The 19,266-nt window shown below is 44.2% G+C and carries 21 protein-coding genes; 10 read left to right on the top strand and 11 right to left on the bottom strand.

Annotation, left to right across the window (positions count from 1 at the left end; translation table 11 throughout):
- Window positions 1–18: 18 nt before the first annotated feature.
- A complete protein-coding gene (dnaQ, locus tag ACH19P_RS07605; RefSeq protein ID WP_462157973.1) occupies window positions 19–735 on the bottom strand; it encodes a DNA polymerase III subunit epsilon in 717 nt (238 codons plus the stop codon).
- A 66-nt stretch (window positions 736–801) separates the two neighbouring features.
- Between dnaQ and rnhA the strand changes: the two genes are divergently transcribed.
- The gene (gene rnhA, locus ACH19P_RS07600; RefSeq protein ID WP_462157971.1) at window positions 802–1,266 is read left to right on the top strand and encodes a ribonuclease HI; all 465 of its coding nucleotides are present in this window, start codon (window positions 802–804) and stop codon (window positions 1,264–1,266) included.
- A 100-nt stretch (window positions 1,267–1,366) separates the two neighbouring features.
- The gene (locus ACH19P_RS07595) at window positions 1,367–2,164 is read left to right on the top strand and encodes an MBL fold metallo-hydrolase (RefSeq protein WP_462157969.1); all 798 of its coding nucleotides are present in this window, start codon (window positions 1,367–1,369) and stop codon (window positions 2,162–2,164) included.
- Here ACH19P_RS07595 and ACH19P_RS07590 read toward each other — a convergent pair whose 3' ends face one another.
- On the bottom strand, window positions 2,165–2,914 hold the full coding sequence (locus ACH19P_RS07590) for a class I SAM-dependent methyltransferase (protein ID WP_462157967.1): 750 nt from the start codon (window positions 2,912–2,914) through the stop codon (window positions 2,165–2,167).
- Between the two features lie 51 nt (window positions 2,915–2,965).
- Here ACH19P_RS07590 and gloB point away from each other — a divergent pair, with 51 nt between their 5' ends.
- Together gloB and ACH19P_RS07580 are read left to right on the top strand one after the other, a co-directional pair.
- Complete coding sequence (gene gloB, locus ACH19P_RS07585) at window positions 2,966–3,730, top strand: hydroxyacylglutathione hydrolase (RefSeq protein ID WP_462157965.1); 765 nt, start codon at window positions 2,966–2,968, stop codon at window positions 3,728–3,730.
- A 79-nt stretch (window positions 3,731–3,809) separates the two neighbouring features.
- Window positions 3,810–5,372 carry a lytic transglycosylase gene (locus tag ACH19P_RS07580; RefSeq protein WP_462157963.1) on the top strand — a complete coding sequence of 521 codons (1,563 nt, stop codon included), beginning with the start codon at window positions 3,810–3,812 and terminating at the stop codon, window positions 5,370–5,372.
- 54 nt (window positions 5,373–5,426) lie between these two features.
- Here the strand turns inward: ACH19P_RS07580 and ACH19P_RS07575 are convergent, their stop codons facing one another.
- Genes ACH19P_RS07575 through ACH19P_RS07565 form a run of 3 tightly spaced genes read right to left on the bottom strand, consistent with a single transcriptional unit; the run spans window position 5,427 to window position 6,972 of the window.
- Window positions 5,427–5,870, bottom strand: a complete 444-nt coding sequence (locus ACH19P_RS07575) for a flavodoxin (RefSeq protein ID WP_462157961.1) — start codon at window positions 5,868–5,870, stop codon at window positions 5,427–5,429.
- Complete coding sequence (gene truC, locus ACH19P_RS07570; protein WP_462157959.1) at window positions 5,870–6,664, bottom strand: tRNA pseudouridine(65) synthase TruC; 795 nt, start codon at window positions 6,662–6,664, stop codon at window positions 5,870–5,872. The genes ACH19P_RS07575 and truC overlap by 1 nt, the downstream gene beginning before the upstream one ends.
- Entirely contained in the window at window positions 6,661–6,972 is a 312-nt protein-coding gene (locus tag ACH19P_RS07565) for a YqcC family protein (RefSeq protein WP_462157957.1), read from the bottom strand. Before ACH19P_RS07565 ends, truC begins: the two co-directional genes overlap by 4 nt.
- Window positions 6,973–7,074: 102 nt before the next feature.
- Between ACH19P_RS07565 and ACH19P_RS07560 the strand changes: the two genes are divergently transcribed.
- Complete coding sequence (locus tag ACH19P_RS07560) at window positions 7,075–8,106, top strand: DUF3549 family protein (RefSeq protein ID WP_462157955.1); 1,032 nt, start codon at window positions 7,075–7,077, stop codon at window positions 8,104–8,106.
- Window positions 8,106–8,405, top strand: coding sequence for a DUF3301 domain-containing protein (locus tag ACH19P_RS07555; protein ID WP_462157953.1), 300 nt, complete (start codon window positions 8,106–8,108; stop codon window positions 8,403–8,405). Before ACH19P_RS07560 ends, ACH19P_RS07555 begins: the two co-directional genes overlap by 1 nt.
- 526 nt (window positions 8,406–8,931) lie before the next feature.
- Here ACH19P_RS07555 and ACH19P_RS07550 read toward each other — a convergent pair.
- On the bottom strand, window positions 8,932–9,594 hold the full coding sequence (locus tag ACH19P_RS07550) for a GNAT family N-acetyltransferase (RefSeq protein ID WP_462157951.1): 663 nt from the start codon (window positions 9,592–9,594) through the stop codon (window positions 8,932–8,934).
- 69 nt (window positions 9,595–9,663) lie between these two features.
- Between ACH19P_RS07550 and ACH19P_RS07545 the strand changes: the two genes are divergently transcribed.
- The 3 genes from ACH19P_RS07545 to ACH19P_RS07535 all read left to right on the top strand — a co-directional run bounded on the left by ACH19P_RS07545 (window position 9,664) and on the right by ACH19P_RS07535 (window position 11,180).
- Complete coding sequence (locus tag ACH19P_RS07545; RefSeq protein WP_462157949.1) at window positions 9,664–9,894, top strand: DUF2789 domain-containing protein; 231 nt, start codon at window positions 9,664–9,666, stop codon at window positions 9,892–9,894.
- Between the two features lie 243 nt (window positions 9,895–10,137).
- Complete coding sequence (locus ACH19P_RS07540; protein ID WP_462157947.1) at window positions 10,138–10,404, top strand: hypothetical protein; 267 nt, start codon at window positions 10,138–10,140, stop codon at window positions 10,402–10,404.
- Between the two features lie 2 nt (window positions 10,405–10,406).
- Entirely contained in the window at window positions 10,407–11,180 is a 774-nt protein-coding gene (locus ACH19P_RS07535) for a Zn-ribbon-containing protein (RefSeq protein WP_462157945.1), read from the top strand.
- Between the two features lie 81 nt (window positions 11,181–11,261).
- Here the strand turns inward: ACH19P_RS07535 and syd are convergent, their stop codons facing one another.
- A complete protein-coding gene (gene syd, locus ACH19P_RS07530) occupies window positions 11,262–11,804 on the bottom strand; it encodes a SecY-interacting protein (protein WP_462157943.1) in 543 nt (180 codons plus the stop codon).
- A gap of 56 nt (window positions 11,805–11,860) precedes the next feature.
- Here syd and queF point away from each other — a divergent pair, with 56 nt between their 5' ends.
- Window positions 11,861–12,709 carry an NADPH-dependent 7-cyano-7-deazaguanine reductase QueF gene (gene queF / locus ACH19P_RS07525; protein WP_462157941.1) on the top strand — a complete coding sequence of 283 codons (849 nt, stop codon included), beginning with the start codon at window positions 11,861–11,863 and terminating at the stop codon, window positions 12,707–12,709.
- Here queF and ACH19P_RS07520 read toward each other — a convergent pair.
- From ACH19P_RS07520 to ACH19P_RS07505, 4 genes are all read right to left on the bottom strand, one after another.
- Window positions 12,696–13,559 (bottom strand): peptidylprolyl isomerase, encoded by an 864-nt coding sequence (locus ACH19P_RS07520; protein WP_462157939.1) that lies wholly within the window; start codon window positions 13,557–13,559, stop codon window positions 12,696–12,698. The two genes, queF and ACH19P_RS07520, sit on opposite strands and share 14 nt — an antisense overlap.
- Window positions 13,560–13,625: 66 nt before the next feature.
- Window positions 13,626–16,502: a translocation/assembly module TamB domain-containing protein gene (locus ACH19P_RS07515; RefSeq protein WP_462157937.1), complete on the bottom strand. Its 2,877-nt coding sequence runs from the start codon at window positions 16,500–16,502 to the stop codon at window positions 13,626–13,628.
- Window positions 16,492–17,319, bottom strand: a complete 828-nt coding sequence (locus ACH19P_RS07510) for a hypothetical protein (protein ID WP_462157935.1) — start codon at window positions 17,317–17,319, stop codon at window positions 16,492–16,494. Before ACH19P_RS07510 ends, ACH19P_RS07515 begins: the two co-directional genes overlap by 11 nt.
- Window positions 17,316–19,073, bottom strand: a complete 1,758-nt coding sequence (locus ACH19P_RS07505) for an autotransporter assembly complex protein TamA (RefSeq protein ID WP_462157934.1) — start codon at window positions 19,071–19,073, stop codon at window positions 17,316–17,318. The genes ACH19P_RS07510 and ACH19P_RS07505 overlap by 4 nt, the downstream gene beginning before the upstream one ends.
- Window positions 19,074–19,266 lie beyond the last annotated feature (193 nt).

Below are 19,266 nucleotides of genomic sequence, written 5' to 3'. Positions count from 1 at the left end.
GCTCTCATTAGTTCGTTTTTATTGTTCGCCGCGCCACAAGCAGCTCCCGCCCTCTTTTTCTACCAAGTCGAGGCGCTGTTCATGAGCAGCCAGTTCTTCATTACTGGCACTGATAACATTTAATGGGGGTCTGTTATTCGACAAACGAATAATGCCACCTTTATTAGCATTGTCTTGCTGATCCGAGTTTTGCGCTAAATTCAGCTTTTTCTGACCTCCGGTCATTGCCAAATAAACATCTGCTAGGATCTCGGAATCCAGCAGTGCGCCGTGCAGTGTACGCTTGGAATTATCTATATCGTATCGGCGGCACAATGCATCTAGGCTATTCTTTTGACCGGGGTGCATATTTCGGGCCATCGCGAGTGTGTCAAGGACCTGACAAACATCCTCAGTCTTTGGCATACCCCGATTGAGCTTGGCAAATTCGTGATCCATAAAGCCCACGTCAAACGGTGCGTTATGGATAATAAGCTCTGCGCCACGAATGTACTCTAGAAATTCATCTGCTACTTGATGGTACAGAGGCTTATCTTTTAGAAATTCAGTGGTAATACCGTGAACGTCAATGGCTTCGTCTTCGATATCACGCTGCGGATTGATGTAAACATGAAAGTTATTGCCCGTTAAACGACGATTTACCAACTCCACACAACCAATTTCGATGATGCGGTGCCCTTCTTTGGGGTTAATACCTGTGGTTTCTGTATCCAGTACTATTTGTCGTTGCGCCATATCAGTTTACGCTCATATTTGCTATCTTTGCTGCTTGGTTCATTGTACATAATAACAAGGTAAAGCGTGCAAAAAAGCGTAGAAATTTATACCGATGGCTCATGTTTAGGTAATCCGGGGCCAGGTGGCTATGGCATACTCTTACGCTATGGTGAGCATCAAAAGACATTGAGTCAGGGATACCAAAGAACTACCAATAATCGTATGGAGTTGCTTGCTGCAATAGTTGCCCTTGAGTCTCTCAAACGCCCTTGCAACGTGACCATTACCACCGACAGCCAGTACGTAAAGCAAGGCATTGAAAGTTGGATTGCAAACTGGAAGAAACGAAATTGGCGCACGGCTAACAAACAACCGGTTAAAAATGTCGACCTTTGGCAACGTCTCGACACTGCGTGTCAACCACACACGATGCAATGGCGTTGGGTGAAAGGCCACAGTGGCCATGATGAAAATGAAATCGTTGACGATTTGGCTCGTGAAGCAGCTATGTCAAACAACCTTCTCCCTGATGTGGGCTATGAAGGTTAGCGATACAAAAGGCTACGGATGGACAGCCAACGTAGCTTTACTCGTCGCCGCTATTGATATATAACGTTTAGCTATAAAATATAACAAACTTGGAATAACTATGTCACTCAAGGTCATTCCTTTTTATCACGATGCCAGTAACACCCTCAGTTACATCTTATTTTGCGAACTTAGCAAAGAAGCAGCAATCATCGACAGCGTAGCTGACTACGACACTCAAAGCAGTGCAATTACCTACCCCAGTGCCAATATTCTGCTCGCTTACTTAGAAAAGCATCAATTAAATTTACGCTGGCTTATTGAAACACATGTCCATGCCGATCATTTAAGTGCTTGCACCTACCTGCGCAGTAAAACATTGGCCAAATCAGTAGTCAGTGAACATGTCGTCAACGTGCAAACAACGTTAAAACCCATTTACAATTTAGATTGCGCAACCGATGGCTCACAATTTGATGTACTTGTGAAAGATGGTGAATATTTGCCACTAGGCGAGTATCAAATCAAAGTCATTGCAACCCCTGGCCATACACCTGACGGCATTAGCTTGTACTGTGAAGGTAATGTATTTATCGGCGACACGCTTTTTATGCCTGACTCAGGCAGTGCCCGCTGTGATTTCCCTAACGGCAGTGCGCAAGAGCTATACGAGTCCATTACTCGTCTTCTATCACTTCCTGAGCACACGAAAGTGTGGGTGTGCCACGATTATCAACCGAATGGTCGGGCACTGGATTTCCACAGCACAATTGCTGAACAAAAAGAAGAAAATGTGCATCTTCAGCAAGCTCCGTCCGACTTCGTTGAGTTACGCCTTCAACGCGATGCAACGCTTGGCAAACCTAGATTAATGGATGTCGCTGTGCCATTTAATCTTCAAGGTGCGTTAGTTGAATAACTAACGCCTCCTTTGTTGGCGCCGACTCACTTCAACGCCTTTTATAGCTGGTTTGAAACTGGGTCTTGCGTGCCACTTGGGTTTAATTGGCGTAAGCGGTGTCACTCGTTTGCGTGCCACCAGCATATACACGCTGCCCATGGGCTTAAGGTAATGTTTACAAAAGCTACGCCAACGAGCAAACCGCGATAATCGTGCCCCTCTCGCCAAAGAGGCATATACAAAACGTTCGTCTGCAAGAAGCTCGAATCCGAGCAAATCAAGCCAATCTTTTACCCGTGAGGGTGTAAAGAAGCGCCCACTCCAAGGTAATTTCTGTCGACTAAAAGGTATGAGGCTAGCTAATCCGCAAAAACTAAATGGATTAAATCCAGTGATGACGATATAACCGCCGGCAATGAGAGTACGATGTGCTTCTCGTAAAATGTGATGCGGATCGCTGTTATATTCCAGACACAAGCTTAATATGCACGCATCGACACTACCTTCATAAAACGGCAGCTCATCAACCTCGGCTATCACCCCTGCCAAAGGGGTATCAGGAGCCACTCCGACTTGATGCTTAATGGGACTTGCCGACGTATCCAGCTGCACACTTAAGTCACCTATCTTAAGCATGTGATAACCGAACATGCGCTCCAACCATGGTTGTAACTTGCGCTCAATATCGCTTTGCAAATACTCACCGTGTGGGAATTGTGACCACATGTGCGGAGGTGGATGTCTTTGTAAGCTCAGTGCTGGTTTCACACAATTAGCCCGTTATACTAGTCATATGATTACGATATAGAGCAATTAACTATGGCGCAAGTAGAGCCTATCAAAGCATATTCAGATAATTACATATGGGCACTGTGCTGCAAAGATGACAATCGCGTTGTGGTTGTTGACCCTGGGCAGGCAGAACCTGTCCTAGCGTATTTAAAAGAGAACAACAAAACCCTCGATGGTATTTTGATTACGCATCATCATTGGGACCACACGACGGGTGTGGCTCAGTTAAAACAACAATTCCCAGATATCACGGTCTATGGGCCCCAAAACAGCCCATTTGAAGGTATTGATTCAGCACTCAATGAAGGCGACTCAATCAAGGTCATTGGTTACGACTTTGCAGTCCTAGAAACACCAGGACATACATTGGACCATATTTGCTACATTGGCGAAGGTTTTATTTTTTGCGGCGATACATTGTTTAGCGGTGGCTGCGGGAGACTATTTGAAGGCACACCGGCTCAAATGTGGCACTCACTGCAAAAGCTCAGTGCATTGGATGAAAGCACTTTAGTTTACTGCACACATGAGTACACTCAGGCCAATATGCGCTTCGCCAGTGCCTGCCAGCAAAATAACGATGATGTTCAAGCTTATTCTAAAAAAGTCGATGACTTGAGAGACCAAGGCCTAATCACACTTCCCAGTACAATCGGACTCGAAAATCGTATTAATCCTTTTTTGCGCCCCGAAGAGATTTCAATCCAAAGTTTCCCAGCGCATCAGCGACCAAGCAGCGAAGACCCAGAATCAAAATTTGCCGCTTTAAGGAAGTGGAAAGACGATTTTTAGCAACAAAATTGAGCAAAAATTGTAGAAGCTAATAAATTTTTGCTAGTATGCGCGCAGTTTTTTTAAAGATTAACGGTTCATGAACAAGTTTAGTTGCCTAGCTGCGCTTTTTTGTGTGCTTCTAAGTGGTTGTCAAACAACAACTAACACCACTGAGCAAACAAATGAGCTAGTGCTCAACAGTGCGAGCCCGCAAGAAATAAATGATGCGCTGACATTAGACCTTTTAGCTGATGAGCAGGTCTTGATTGAAACAGATGAGATTCCGGTATTTGATGATGTTTGGGATCGCATTCGTTATCAACTATCAATCAAAATTCCACAAAATCGTCCGGTAGTGACTGAGCGCAATTATTATGCGCGTCACCAAGCTTACTTAGATCGTATTTCACAACGCGCGGAGCCATATCTTTACTACATTGTTGAGGAAGTAGAAAAAAGGCAAATCCCAATAGAGATAGCCCTTCTGCCTATCGTTGAAAGTGCCTTTGACCCTTATGGTTATTCACATCGTAGCGCCAGTGGTATTTGGCAATTTATGCCGCAAACGGGAAAGCGCTTTGGTTTGCAGCAAAACTGGTGGTATGACGGCCGTCGAGATATCAGCGAGTCAACACGAGCAGCGTTAGACTACTTGTCTTACCTACATAAAACCCTCGATGGTGATTGGCTAAATGCAATTGCCGCATACAATTCCGGTGAAGGCCGAGTAATGCGTGCAATCAAGAAAAACCGCTCGAAACACTTACCGACAGATTTTTGGTCGTTGGACTTACCCAAAGAAACCACGGCCTATGTTCCAAAGCTTTTGGCTCTGGCCGACCTGCTAAAACGCCACGACGAATTTGGTGTAAAGTGGAACAAAATCGTGAATGCGCAAGTAATTGAGCGTGTCGATGCCGGCTCTCAAATAGACTTGGAACTGGCAGCTGAGATGGCTGGCATTTCATTGGCTGAGTTATACCGTCTCAACCCAGCGTTTAATCGCTGGGCGAGTGCGCCAGATGGCCCGCATCATTTGTTATTACCACTGGACAGTGTAGAGCGCTTTGAACAACGTCTTGCAAGTGCACAACTAAAAGATCGTCTGCGATGGCAAGAATACCAGGTGCAATCGGGTGACAGTCTGTCTGTCATTGCAAACAAATATAATACCAGCATTGATGCAATTAAACGGTTAAACACGCTTGAGTCTAACACTATTCGAGTGGGCCAAAACTTAATGGTGCCACTGTCTGATAAAGCGGCCTCTCATCTACCTGATAGAGTTCGCTTGGCAATCAATGACAAAACCAGCGTCACACGCAGTCACATTGTAAAATCAGGCGATACACTTTGGGATTTGAGCAGAGAATATGACGTTACCGTAGCACAACTCAAAGCATGGAATAACCTAAAAGAAAACAATGTGTTACGATTAGGTCAGAAGCTTAAAATTCGCCAAGCAGCCACCAATAATGTGGTGCAAAATGTCAACAGAACTATTACTTACAAAGTAAGAAAAGGGGATTCTTTGTCGCGCATTGCATCACAGTTTGGTCTAAAAGTGAGTGATATTCGTAAATGGAACAAACTGGACAGCAAAAAGTATTTGCAACCAGGGCAGAAATTAAAACTGATTGTTGACGTAAAGCGCGGATAATCAGCCAGCTCAAACACAAAAAAGCGCTCCAGAGAGCGCTTTTTTAATGCTTGTTTAAAGTTTCTGGGCAAGCTTTTCAATCCAAGGCAGTGCTATTGGCTCGGGATCAAAATCAACCATAGCGTCAATGTCCAGTCGGGGTTGGACAATGTGCCCCTGCAGCTCGATTAACAGCTCTTCAAATTGCTTACCCGCCCCACAAAACGTATCGCCGTAGCTACTGTCACCCATCGCTATCACTGCGCATGACTTCCCAGTTAACAAAGGGAATTGGTTTTGTAAACCGAGAAAGAACGGCAAGAGGTTGTCGGGAAGATCGCCTTGGCCTGTTGTAGAGGTGATCACAAGTATTTGTTCCGCGGTTGCAACATCTTCAACTTGAGGGTTGTCAATAAGCTTTGCACTGTGACCCAAATCAGTTAGCTTCTCGCATACTGTTTCAGCAAGGCGTTCTGCTGCGCCATAAACGCTGCCATAAAAAATACTTATTGTCGGCATTAATCTTCCTTAGCAAAATAATCGCTTTCCTTATTCGGCCAACCAAGCGCTTCAAAAATACTTAACGCCTGCGGACCCAAAGAAGCATGGATATGAATAGTTTCGTTGCTATAAGGATGCATAAAGTACACATCCGATGCAAACAGCATTAACCGATTACAATTGAAATGTTCGGCAAAGAAATGGTTCTGAGTATTATCACCATGGTTAACATCGTTGAGAATGGGGTGATTAATACCATTGAGGTGGCGCCTGATTTGATGCTTTCTTCCCGTCTTTGGCCAACACTCCACTAACGAATAACGAACGCTCGGAAACTTTCCAACGGCGATAGGTAAGCTGGCTTGGAATCGGCAGCGAACCTCAGTTTGTGCTTCTTGCGGCGGTTTATTGTTATCGGCAAACTTATCCGCTATTTTATCGTGCTTTTCTTTTAATGGCTTGTCGATTAATTGCTGCTCAGGAGCAAAACCGCGAGTTAATGCAAGATAGCGTTTGCTGATTTTATTGTCACTAAAGAGAGACCCAGCATCACGAGCTGCATCGCTGCTCAGCGCAAATAACAACACACCCGATGTCGGTCTGTCCAACCGATGTAATGGAAAGACATGCTGACCAATTTGATCTCTGAGCATTTGCACAGCGAATTGGGTTTCATGCTTATCCAAAAATGAACGATGAACTAATAACCCTGAAGGCTTGTTAATGGCAATAAAATACTCATCACGATACAAAATCTCCAACTCAGGGTACTGAGCCTCCGGTGCAGGAGCGCCCACTTCGATGTGTGTCATGAGTCCTCTCCAAGCAGCTTATCTATTGAAAGCAAAACCCTTTGGACGTCATCATAACTTCCTTTCCATGTCACTTCTGCCATGGGTGCCAGAGCAATTTTAGTCGGTAATGACTGCTTGTACTTTATCAGTTCATTCATTTTCACGATAAAAACGAATTGTAACCACTGTTCAAATTGCAATGTATCGATACAAAAGGGCTGTTGTGAATGCAATAACCCTGGGTCAATAGGCTCTTGCTGCCATAGTTGATTCGCTTTTAACTGTAATTCCAGCTCATTGAGTAATGTAATTATGTTCTTGTACATATCGGTGATGATGTAATTTTCCTACCCGCATAATACCATTTCCCTTGGGTTGAGAGCGCAATATGCCTATAATTTGCGGAATTTTATTTTAAGGAGCAGTGCATGACTGCAAATATTGCAACATTAGCAGAGCTACTTGATGCAGCTGGCACCACTTGGCGCGTCTATGACATTGGTCGTCGCGTTCAGAAAATTGACAAAGCCACATTCGCTGATATCGAATCGACCACACGCGCATACCCCTATCCTTTGGCACAACACGCGCTCTTAGCAATTCAGTTCTGGGATTCCAAGGCTTCAGCCGAACCCTATGTATGGTTCTTGAAATTGCCACTTGATGAGCAAAGTAAATTGGTCGCAGCGAGTCGCGATCATTTTGCCAATATGGTTTTAGAAGCGATTGGTACCCAGTTATTGGGTAATGAAGAAGAACAGAGCAAACTTGATAATAACCCCTATGTATTCACTCCCAATGCCAACAAAAGGGCGGCATTTAATGCGCAGATAAAAGTCGAATTGCACCAAAGCGCGTCTCAGTACTATGAGCATACGCAACTATACATGAGCGGCAAATTAGGCTGGCATCAATGGCAAAGTATTGCAGTGCAGGGCTTAGCTGACTTCGCTGCGCGTCTTGAACACGCAGATAATGAAGCGTTGTTGCTGTGTGCTTGGGACAATTTACCCAATGAAGTCCGTCAACCACTGGCTGCTCAGCTAGAGAATACTCAAGTGAGCACAGCAGTCGCTGAAAAGTTGGCGTTAGCGGTCAAAAACAGTATCGCGCAAACAGATAAAACCTCTCTGATTGATCATCTCAGAGCGATTAGTTTTACCTCTGCAGTTGGTATTGGTGCTCACGCTGTCGATGACGTACTCGCCTCACCATTGGCTGTTGATGCCGATATTTGCCAAGTAATTGCTGGGCGCCTTTGGCAGCATTTACAAGCACCAGAACGCCTAGCTACCTTCATGGAAAAGAGTGCTCGTGTAATGAGTGAGCAGCCAATTTTTGCAAGTATATTTGCCGATTTAGTTGCAATCGATACACTTCGCCCACATGTTTTAGCTATGTTACGAAGCGAAGAGCGTTCTGAGCATCTTTCGCGTGCAATTGGGAGTTTGTTCTCGTAGTGGCTACTTTGTGGATGTTAATGCTGGTTGCAGGTGTGATCAGCTTATTTTGGTATCGTCGAAAACTTGCAGAAAAGGCGCAGATTCATGCTCAATATCAGTGCGAGCAATTGGGTGTGCAATTGGTAAGTGTTGCTTGCCTAACATGGCGAATAGGTATCTTACGAAATGGTAAGCTGGGTATAAGGAGCACCTACCAGTTTGAGTTTTCGAGTGATGGTGAAAGCCTATATAAAGGCCAACTACACATGGATAATGAGCGATTGCATAGCAAAGACATTCCACCTCATAGAATGTAGCGGATAAAACTAAGGCGTGACCAAGTCACGCCCTAATCTATTCCATCCCTGTGCGATATCCGTAATCGCTGACTTAACGTCTTCCCTTATACCATCCTGGTTCGATTACCCTAGTTAACCGACAGCGTTCCTTGCATTTAGTCCTGCTTCATCCTGAAGTGTCCTCTTGCCACCTTGGCTATTCCTAGGCTCCGAGCCTTCCCTGCACTTCCTATGCTCCAATCCTTTAACGGTATGCCATTACCGTCTATTCCATTCCTATTCCAGCATTGCCTTGCTGTTGTCGCCTTCTTCCGTTCCCTAGCGATGTGCTTCCTGCATCATTGTCTTCCTGACACCTAATATATTAGGGAATCTAGACGTGTTTGCAGCTATGAAATCTCAATCTTTTTTGGTGTAATAATGGTGTAATAAAAATAAATAATTTAAATACAACAACTTAGGAGTTTCACGTCACTTTTTCGCGAGAAAATTACTACATTACCTCACATCAATGTGCGATATATCTCACAAGTAAATTTCCCAATTACCCCTTCCCTATTTTCTGTACATTAGCCACAGGCCGGTGTTTGAACAGGAGTTCACCACTCACTTTGCTGAATTGCAGGCTTTGCAGTACTTCAAATCCATGGCTCGCAAAGAAGTCTTGATGAGTCGTTTGTGTAACGAAAACCGCTATTCCGGATGCTTCATTGTCCTCATTAACCAACGTATCTAAACTGTTTAATAAATAATGCCCTAATCCGCGACGTTGGTGATGCGGCGACACGGCAATAAACGCCACAAATAAATAGTGACCCATAGTTTGCAACGCATTTCGTATAGTTTGTTCTTTGTCAATCAATTGTTGAGTTGTTAGATAGCCTGCGCTCATCATCAACTTCAAGCGCCAATGCCAATACCGCTGTGCCTGCATCGACGCATCGGAGGAAAATACACAGGCAATCGCTTGCAAGGAATCCCCCTCAAATAGCCCTATCAAAGGTTGCTTTGCTTGCCAAAAGGTATGTAGTTCTTCACGAATCAAAGCCCTGAGTTTCTTTTCATATTGTTGTTGTGAATCTTTGTCTGCTTTTAGTAACTCCTGCATCAAGGGATCATCATGATAAGCTTGGTAGATGAGGCTAGCTGCAACATTGAGGTCTTCTGGGGTGAGGTATTTCACACTGTAATCAACAGCTAAAGACATAGTATTTCCTTGTTATCGTTGTTGTTCTATATTTAACCATAGTTGTTATCAGCAAAATTGAGAAGCGTTATGGATACCTCTAAGCACACCTTGAATACCCTATTCGCACAGTTGGGTTTACCTAATAATGACAATCAGATAGAGCAATTTGTAAGTAATCACAAACTCAGCGCTTCAGTGCAACTCGCTGACGCTCCTTTTTGGACTGAGTCACAGAAGCATTTTATTCAAGAGTCACTCTCAGAAGATGCTGACTGGTCTGAGTTAATTGATATTTTAGATGCACAGCTCAGGCACTAACTCGCTGTTCTCTAATCAACTTCAGGTCCAAATTAAATTCCGTTTCGTAACAATCAAGGCGAACCTTGCCTTGAGACGTTCTCGTGCATATGCATCAAACTCAATCTAAGGACAGTTTAGGTTCATCTAAATCCATATAAAATGTGCGCACTCGAACTTAGCCTCCAAGTTCGATTTTCCGCTCGCTCTATCGCGAGCTCATCTTTATAATGCGTCGATTTTTCTCTAAGAGGACCTAGCAAAATGAACCCTGTGGTGTTTGAAGCAATTAAAGCTCTTTTGGCTCAAAATAAAACTCCCACTGTTGCATTAACAAAAGCGATGCTCAGCGAACCGGTGCCAATGCCAATGATTATTGCTGCTGTTAGTCAATACAAAACCAATCCTGAAGCTTTCAAACACATGGTTGCAGAGCCTGCACACGTTGCCATTGAACAAAAGTCTTCACAACTCGATCGCATTGAAGAAAAACTTGATAAACTATTGGCTTTACTCGAAGCCAAGAATTAAGAATGTTTGTAGCCGATTTAATCATTGATTGTTACCAAGACACCCAATTAGACACCGCTGAGCAAGCCATTAACCAAATGGTTGTCGCTTTGCGAGCCAACGGTCAAATAATCGGCGACGAGTTTCCTACGGTGCTCAAAGACGGGTACTTCCTTACCCGCATTATGTGCCCCGAAGAAGATTCACTTCATCCACTAAACCACAGCCCCTTTGTAAAGTTTGCGATTAATAAACTGAATGAGGCTGGGTTGTTAGCGCCCAAAGTCAAAATAATCGGGCAAGATATTCATGCTAACAGTGCCGATAACTGTCATGAACCGAGTAGCTATATCTTGTATACGACCTATTTGCACACTTGCAGCCCTTTATACTGCGGTGACGACTTCCTCCCTGTCCCACTGTATAAAATCCCTGCAATTGCTAATGGTGATTATAAAACGCTCATCAAGTGGCAAGAAGATTGGCAAGCCTGCGATCAATTGCAAATTAATGGCGCTACCAAAGCTGAGTTTGCTGCGCTGGATGAATTGTGTCTGCTCGACAGCTCACTGACTAGAAGGGGTTTAGATTTAAGCAAACGCATTCGCTTTCTTACCAAAAAACCTGTTTATTATTATTTATACCGCGTCGGCGGTGAGAGCTTGGCTCAGGAGAAACTGCGCCCTTGTCCGAGCTGTGGCGGAGATTGGTTACTCGATGAGCCTTGGTTTGGGCTATTCGATTTCAAATGTGATGCGTGTGAGTTGGTGTCAAATATCTCATGGGATCATCAATAAGGGTTCAGAAAACATCAGGCATAGCCTGATGTTTTCGATAGTGACCTAGTATTTAACTGTGACTGACCGTGGTCACTATTTTTAATGCACTTTCAAAATATCAAACAGTTCAGAGATGCTCGCTGCAAGCACATGGTGGGTTTCTTTGCCAACATATTCCAAACACACTGCGCCATCGCTCAATCGTACACTGAGCAGTAAGTCATCTTGATCTGTGAGGCCAATAAATACCGTGTCTTGTTGCTTCAATCGACGTTTCATTAATACATGACCGGTTATGTTTTGCTGCAATCGAACAAAATCCTCTTCATTCCATGGCAATAACAATTCGATTGAGTGACCATCTACGTTGGCAGCTAGGTTGCCGCTGTAAAAGGAGCAAAATAATTCCTGTAGCTGCTCAGGAAAGTTAACTTCTAGCGCTTTAGCCAAGTCAGTTAATGTTGCGTTGTCGCTACGCTCATATAGCTGCCACTGTACTTGTTCATCGATTTCAGTACCCGCAATGGCCGCTGGACTCGGCGATTCTGGATCGATGTAAGCCATTGGATTGGTGCCAAACTGCGCCTGATTCTGGTCGATGTAAGCGACTAGTGCGTCTTGAAGTTGTGCCTTTACACTCATGCATGCCCTGAGGAAATTAGTTATAATGCCGCTATTGTAACTAGATTTTATGCATCATGACAGACTACCGTAACGCCCCCGAGTTAAAGGCCAGCTTGCTCGGTAAAACAACCGAATACAAAGACAACTACGACGCCAGCTTGCTGTATCCCATTGCGCGAAAACTAAACCGTGATGATTTGGGTATCGATGAACAGCACCTCCCTTTTAAAGGTGAAGATTTGTGGACTGGCTATGAGTTGTCATGGCTTAACAACAAGGGAAAACCTCAAGTCGCAGTGGCTGAGTTTCTATTTCCATGTCAAAGCCCCAGCATTATTGAGTCAAAATCGTTTAAGCTGTATCTCAATAGCTTTAACCAAACACGCTTTGAGAGTATGGAGTCTGTACGTGAAATTCTTACTCGCGATTTAAGTGCCGCCGTACAAGCGGATGTGGAAGTCAGAATTTATGGTGCCGATGATGTTGCCCTATTTGCAGCCACGCCTTTGCCAGGCATTTGCTTGGATGAGCAGGACATAGAAGTCACAGACTACGACTTACAACCCGAGTTACTGCAAATGAGTGGTAGTCCAGATATTATTGAAGAGACGCTATTCAGCCACTTGCTCAAATCAAACTGTTTAATCACATCCCAACCAGATTGGGCGAGCGTGGTAATTCGCTACAAAGGGCCTCAAATCGATCATGAGTCGATGTTGCGCTATTTAGTTTCATTTCGCTCTCACAACGAATTTCATGAACAATGCGTTGAACGCATTTTTAGCGACATAATGGCAGTGGCAAAGCCACAAGAATTGGATGTCTACGCTCGTTATACGCGCAGAGGCGGTTTAGATATCAATCCTTTCCGCTCAACGCATAAAAAACACATTTCTTTCAACGTGCGTATTAATCGCCAATAATTGTAGGGACTTGCATCGCGCAGGTATCGATGTAATTTGGTGTTGCTACGAACCAAGACTCTGGACGGTTTTTTCGCGCTTCAACGAGTGCGGCAAAACTCTCAGAGTCTGTGCGCATGACCTTCACCTTCGGTTGTTGTTCTTCGGGTAACTGACTTGCCAATACCATGTCGTCGATTTTGTTAAACGGTGTGGCTGATGAATGCGGACGTTGGAGACGCTGCAGATGTTCCATCCCTTCAAGGACACGACCAAATACTGTAATGTTACGATCGAGATAGCGGGGCGCATGGCCGATGACAACGTAAAACTCACTTGTGCCACTGTCTATTTCATTGCCCCGAGCCATCCCGAGTGCACCAATACAATGTGTTTGCCATGTTTGAGTTCCTTGCTCATTTTGGGCAACTGCAAAACCGTCTAAAAAGCCGCTACGCGCAGCGTATCCATCATTTTCATTAACGACGATATCCAGCGGTAAACGCTTATCTGTTTGCTTAACAAACTCTTGCTTTAGAGTCGGCACCTGCGTTTCTTCTTCTCCCGCACCACCTTGTGCGACAAACCCTTCAACAAAGCGATACATACTTAAGTCTTTGTAAAAATGCTTCTGTGTAAGTTCGGTCAATCTTTGATGATGCTTGGGTGTCAGGCGGGTATTCATTTCTAATAAAACGTGTCCCGTTGGTAAGCTCAAAACTAACAGATTTTCAGGTTCTACAATACGCCAGTCTTGTGCTGGTGCGGAGTCAATAATTTGTGTTGGAGATAAAGCCACAACTTTGCTATCTGTGGCATGAGCGAACGTCATAAAACTAGCAAGTGCAAACGCAATAGATTTTCTTACCATGTTGTTATTTCTCTTATTGTTATAGTTATTTCTTGCCAAAGGCCGACAATTCTCTGCTTAAGAATGCTAATCGACATCAAAGCGATACAACACATCAAGTGTTTGATACAGCCCGCTCGTTGCTTCAATGTAGAGCTTCTGCATGACTTGATAGCGAACAGCTATTTCACTAAACGATTCGAATACTCCAACACTATATTTTACTTGAATACCGGGCGCAATGTAGCCAGAAATCTCGACTTTGGTATCATCACCACTGCCACTTGAATTCAGAGCAACATCGCTCAATCCAAACGCCTCACCCACCTTAGAAACCATCCCTTCAGAGCGATTCATTCCTTGCGCGAGCAGTATTTGCGTAAGAAGTGCATCACTGTTACCGTCGCCATCACTCAAGGGTTGGCCATTGAGTACATACGAAAGCGCTTCAGATCTATCCATCGCGGGCTCTGAGAATACATGCAATTCAGGCTGCTCAACACTTCCTGTCAACTCAATTCCCGCGATAACGCCATTGGCTGTGTTATCTGGATTTCGGATCGCACGAATATTTAAATGGGGCTTGGTAAGAATACCGCTAAAGCCCACTTGCCCGGTACGAATAAGTAAATCCTGGCCAAATGCGCGATATTTACCATCGACGAGTTTTAATTCTCCCACAGCAAGAGGATGACTTTCATTACTTGCTGAAATGATCAAGTCACCCTGAACATGAGAGCGCAGACCAAATGAGTCAATATAAACATCGTCCGTAACTTTGACGTTTATTTTCGCTTCATAATCAAAAGGCACTTTAGCTTCACGCACAGGAGCATCAACAATAACTTCATCTGCACTGACTTTTACAGCACCTTTTGGAAGTTCTTTAATTTTAATACGTGCATAAGGCACCTCTACTTCACCATCGATAACCACTTTTTTCGTGTCGAGTGCAATACGAACATCCGGCGAAAATGCAACAGAGACAGATTGCTGTGGCACCACCGTAAACTTCTCACCTTTAATGGCTATTTCAAGGTTAGGGTTAGCGCCTAACCACACGCCTGAGCCATCGATTAGCAGCTCGCCTCCTTCAGGTGTGAACAAGTTACCATCAAGGCTAATCCGATCACCATCCAGAGTCGCTAACATACTACTATTAGCCAGAGAAACTGGTATTGCTTCACCTTCTAAGGACAGTTGCTTCGCTGATAGCGTTCCTGAAATATTTGGTTGCTGTACGTTGCCAGTAACCTTAATATCCGCTTGAATATCACCTTGCAGGACTTTAAGTTGTGGCGCCAAATTTCCGTACTTTGCAAGCTCAACATCCGAAATAGTAATCTGGCCCTTAATGGCTTGAGCGCTTAGGACATCATCAACTTGAATATCGGCATCTATATTGCCCAATGTTGATGAACGCATGACCACTTTTGCATTTGCTAAATTTGCATCACTCAGCACCTTGAGAGAAAGTTCTTCAATCGGGTAGCGTAATTGGTTTTGACCCTGAATTAAGCTTGCTTCAAGCTCATTGGTATTGATAGCAATATCGATATTCAGTTTATTACCCTGTTGCCAACTCACTTTGGTGTGACCCTCTGCTGAGCCTCTCACCTTCATGGGCGCCTTTATCAACGGAGAAAAAGCATCAAGGTACAGATGATTCAACTGAGCGTTGATTTCCCCTGAGTCTTTACTCACTTTACTTGGTGCGACACAAAAATCTATCGATTCGCCTAGCAGGCACGTTTGCTCAAAACCCAGAACCTGTTTAGCAATATCAAGTGTAAAAGTGGTTGCATTAGCCAGCGCAATCTCTTGCTCTTGAATATCAACATCAAGTTGTTCAACACGTAATGTGATATGTTTTCTGTCTGGTGACACTTCACTGACCATCGCCGTTTCCAGAGCGCCGAGTTCAGACACTAACTTCGCTGAAGTTTGCTGTACTTCATGTGAGCCAAAAGACTGCACAGCGACCTCTTTAAAATATTGCCCCTTAGCCTCTAAGCCTGAAAGTTGGGCAGCAAGATCATATTCGAGGTTGTCGCCATACTGCCCTTGGAGCGTAAAGATAGCTGTCGCTAATGTTGCTGATTGAGTTGTTAAATCATTTAACTGCGCATCTAAGTTAAGTTTTGGCGCATTTTTGTCGCCGCGCACAGTAAAACGAGCTTCACCTTGTGCTGTGATCCCCCCTATGAGCGGGGACGCGTTGTTTAAGTTAACAGAACCATCAAGTTGCCAGTTGTCATCAACCTGCCCTACGACACTAACGGTGTTGAGGCCTTGCTTTATCAGCAATTCATTAATTTGCGTTGTGAACGTGCTATCTATGTTGAGATCGGCGGCAAAAGCTAACTCCACGCCATCAAGTGTGCCCTCGACATGTGAAGGGGTAATTCGCAGCCCCCATTGCTTTTGGGAATCAAGGTTAAAAGAGCCAGTTATGTTTCCAGACAAGTCACTCGACAGTTTGTCGGTAAAATATTCACTGTGTAATTGTTCAAGTTGCGCATCAAAATTCGCATTAACGCCATCTTGCCAATTGATTTCTGCCGTTATTTGCGCACTGCTATCTCGCGCTTGAATAGCCGCTGGTGTGATGTTGATTTGGTGCAAATTCCCTGTCGCGGTAAGCGAGCTATCAACCTGTGGGTAAGCGCCTAATTGCGATTGTGCCCGGAGTTTTAGCTCATAAGCTTGCGTGTCCCCTGAGGCGTTAAACAACATATTCGACAACGTCATGGTGCGATTGTTTACCTGCCATTGCCACTGTTTTTGCTGAACTTCCAACGTAAATGGCCAATTTGGGGTGCGCAATTGCACTGCACCGCTGAGCTCCCCTGTGAATTGCCCTACATTGAGCACATTGAATTGGAGTGAACTCAAACTGCCGTCAAGTTGCAGCGTGATTTGCTCTCCCAATACCTGGATTACTGCATCAAGTTCAAGAATCATTGTCACCCGTTAATGCAACATGTGCTCGCGTATCAAGCTTAGCGGTCTGTTCACTGTTCGGAAGGTGATATTCAAGATTAAGATTTTCGATGTTTACAACGTTATCAACTAAAGACAATGCTAACTGAAGACCTTCTAAAGTCTGCTTTTGTTGCCCTCGCAACACATCAATTTCAGAAATTAGAATCTCAGGAGCACGTACATTTAATCCTAAATTTAAATCGATTGAAGGCAACACAGGTAACGACTCAAACGCCTTATTCTCTTTTGGTTTTTGTACCAACTGCGCAGAGACAGACGCAATAGATAGTTTATCTACATCAATATTCTGAGCTTCTGTATTCACCGAACCTTGCAGTTGCGCTGCACGTACCTTATTGCCAACTACTTCAGTGTTAATCTCAGCAATTGAGATCTGCTGTATGCGCACTTTAGGTAACGATAATGGCTGTTTTTCTGGGGAATCAGGGAGCTGTTTATGCTGTTCTTTGGGGGGGAGCGCAAGAACTACAAGGCCTATTTGTTGTGCCGCTAGATTGTCAAAACAAATGCCATGACAGCCAAAAAAAGTATAGTCGAGCTGCAAGGCCTGAGCCTCGAATTCAACCATAGGGCTGTTAAAACGAATATTAAATGGATCATTATTGAAAAAACGCCCTTGTGGGAGTGTAATTTCTAAGCCATCGACAAACTTGTTGGCTAACGCCGCTATCGCTTTATTTCCCGGTGCCGTAAAGAGCAGCACACTCACCACAACTGACAGGGTTAAGGTGAGGCCTAGAAGGACTTTTAGAGCAGTTAGTAGGGCTTTTTTCATATTTCGGGCCCCACTGTAATACTCAATCTAGTGGTGTTTCCTGGTGTTGATAGTGCCCATGCATGATCTAAGCGCACCGGGCCAACAGGGGTCAGATAACGCACACCGAAGCCTGCGCCCACAGATATATCTTCAGAAAAATCGTTCGTAGCTGTACCCGCATCGACGAACAAAGCTGACCGCCACTTACTCGCAAATTGATAGTTATATTCGAGTGTTCCAGCAACCAAATATTTGCCACCAATCTTCAACCCCTCTACTTCGGGTGAAATTGATTCATATTTGTAACCACGCACGCTTTGGTCACCACCGGCATAAAAACGCAACGTAACAGGTACTTCATTAATATTATCAACATACATTGCACCGAGGTTTATTCGACTATAGAGCATATGCTTGTCAAAAAAGGTATCAAGCCAAGCGTACTGCATTTGCACCCTTAAAATATTGGTAGAAGAGGCGACAGCCTCTGAGCCGACTTCCGCACTAATTAGCCATTGCTTGCCCCAATAGGGTGTCGTCCCCCCTTTTGAATATTGCCTCGCAAAGCTTATTCCTGGTAGCAACATTTTAGTTTTTTGTTCTGCGTCGCCAATACGAAACTCTTCGAATTCTCGACGCAAAAACACAGTGCGAATCCAATCATCACCCACTTTCCACTGGCGCTGTAAAAGGCCGGTTAGCGTTTTAGTGTAGATTTCAGTGTCGATATTGTCTTCGAGCTTGTAACCGACACTAAAACGCCAAATATCATCGATGGGGTCGTCTACAGGGACGGTGTAAGACATACTAATATCTTGTTGCGGCTCAGAAATATTAAAGTTGCTTTCTAAGTAATGGCCATCCTTACCGATCCATGGTCGCGACCATTTAAATCGAACTTTCGGGCCCAAATCAGTTGAAAAGCCTCCACCAACTTCATAGCTATTGGTCGGTTTGTGAAGTACTTCTACACGAATGGGAACTTCTTGGTTGTCTCTATGAGCAATATCAGCATAAACACGGACACTTGCAAAATACGGTGTTTGTGACAGGGCTAAGTTAAATTCAGACACCTTTGTAGCGCTATACAACTCACCTGTTTTGAAGTGAGATAAAGAATGTATGTAATTTGACGCTGAGGTGTCAGAGGCGATGTTTAAGGGACCAAACTTGTAGCGTAATCCCGTTTCCAGCGCCATCACTATATCTGCGCTATAACTAGAACGATTTACAGATAACTGTGACTGCGTCCACTTACTATCGAAATAGCCCATTTCAAGCAGTTGCGATTCCAGCTTACTTTTCGCTTTCTCATATTTCCCATGATTGAGCACATCGCCTTGCTTCAAAGGTAATTGTTCAATCACACCTGCAAGCTGCGCATCACTCTCTCCAGGGCCGATAAGCGAATAACGAATGGAATTAATCCGTATAGGCTTTCCAGCGTTAATTTTCGCAACCACGCGCGGGGTTTGTGTGTTGTCTTCAAGGTGTAAATCGGCTTGGGCATGATAATAACCGAGTGCTCTAAGACTCAATAGCACTTGGTCTGTTGCATAGCGCTTTAATTGTCTGGAAGGTTGCTCGCCCGTTAGCTGATTTAAATATATGCCAACATTTTTCTCGAGGTCGCCATCAACCCCTTGGATTGTATAACCAGAAATGGTGCGAGGTTGTTGATTATTGGCAGTCGTGCTCGTCCACGCCGCAACAACCGAGCTTGAATAGATGAACAAGGCAAGAGCAATGCTAAACGAAGAAGTTAAAGACAACTTACAAATTTCCTTATCACTTTATGAATGCCCATATCTGACAATAACTCTCCCTGATAATTTCCAAAAACACGCATTATTTTAAGTAAGTTTATCACCCTAGAGCGTACCCAAACATCAATCTGAAAGAAATTTTTCAACTGTGTGACTTTTTATTTGTATCAAGATATTAGACAATCCACGTATACGTGAA

The organism is Pseudoalteromonas sp. GB56, assembly GCF_054923835.1.
The sequence above is the reverse complement of the archived record's forward strand: the minus strand, read 5'-3'. Positions and strand labels throughout refer to the sequence as shown.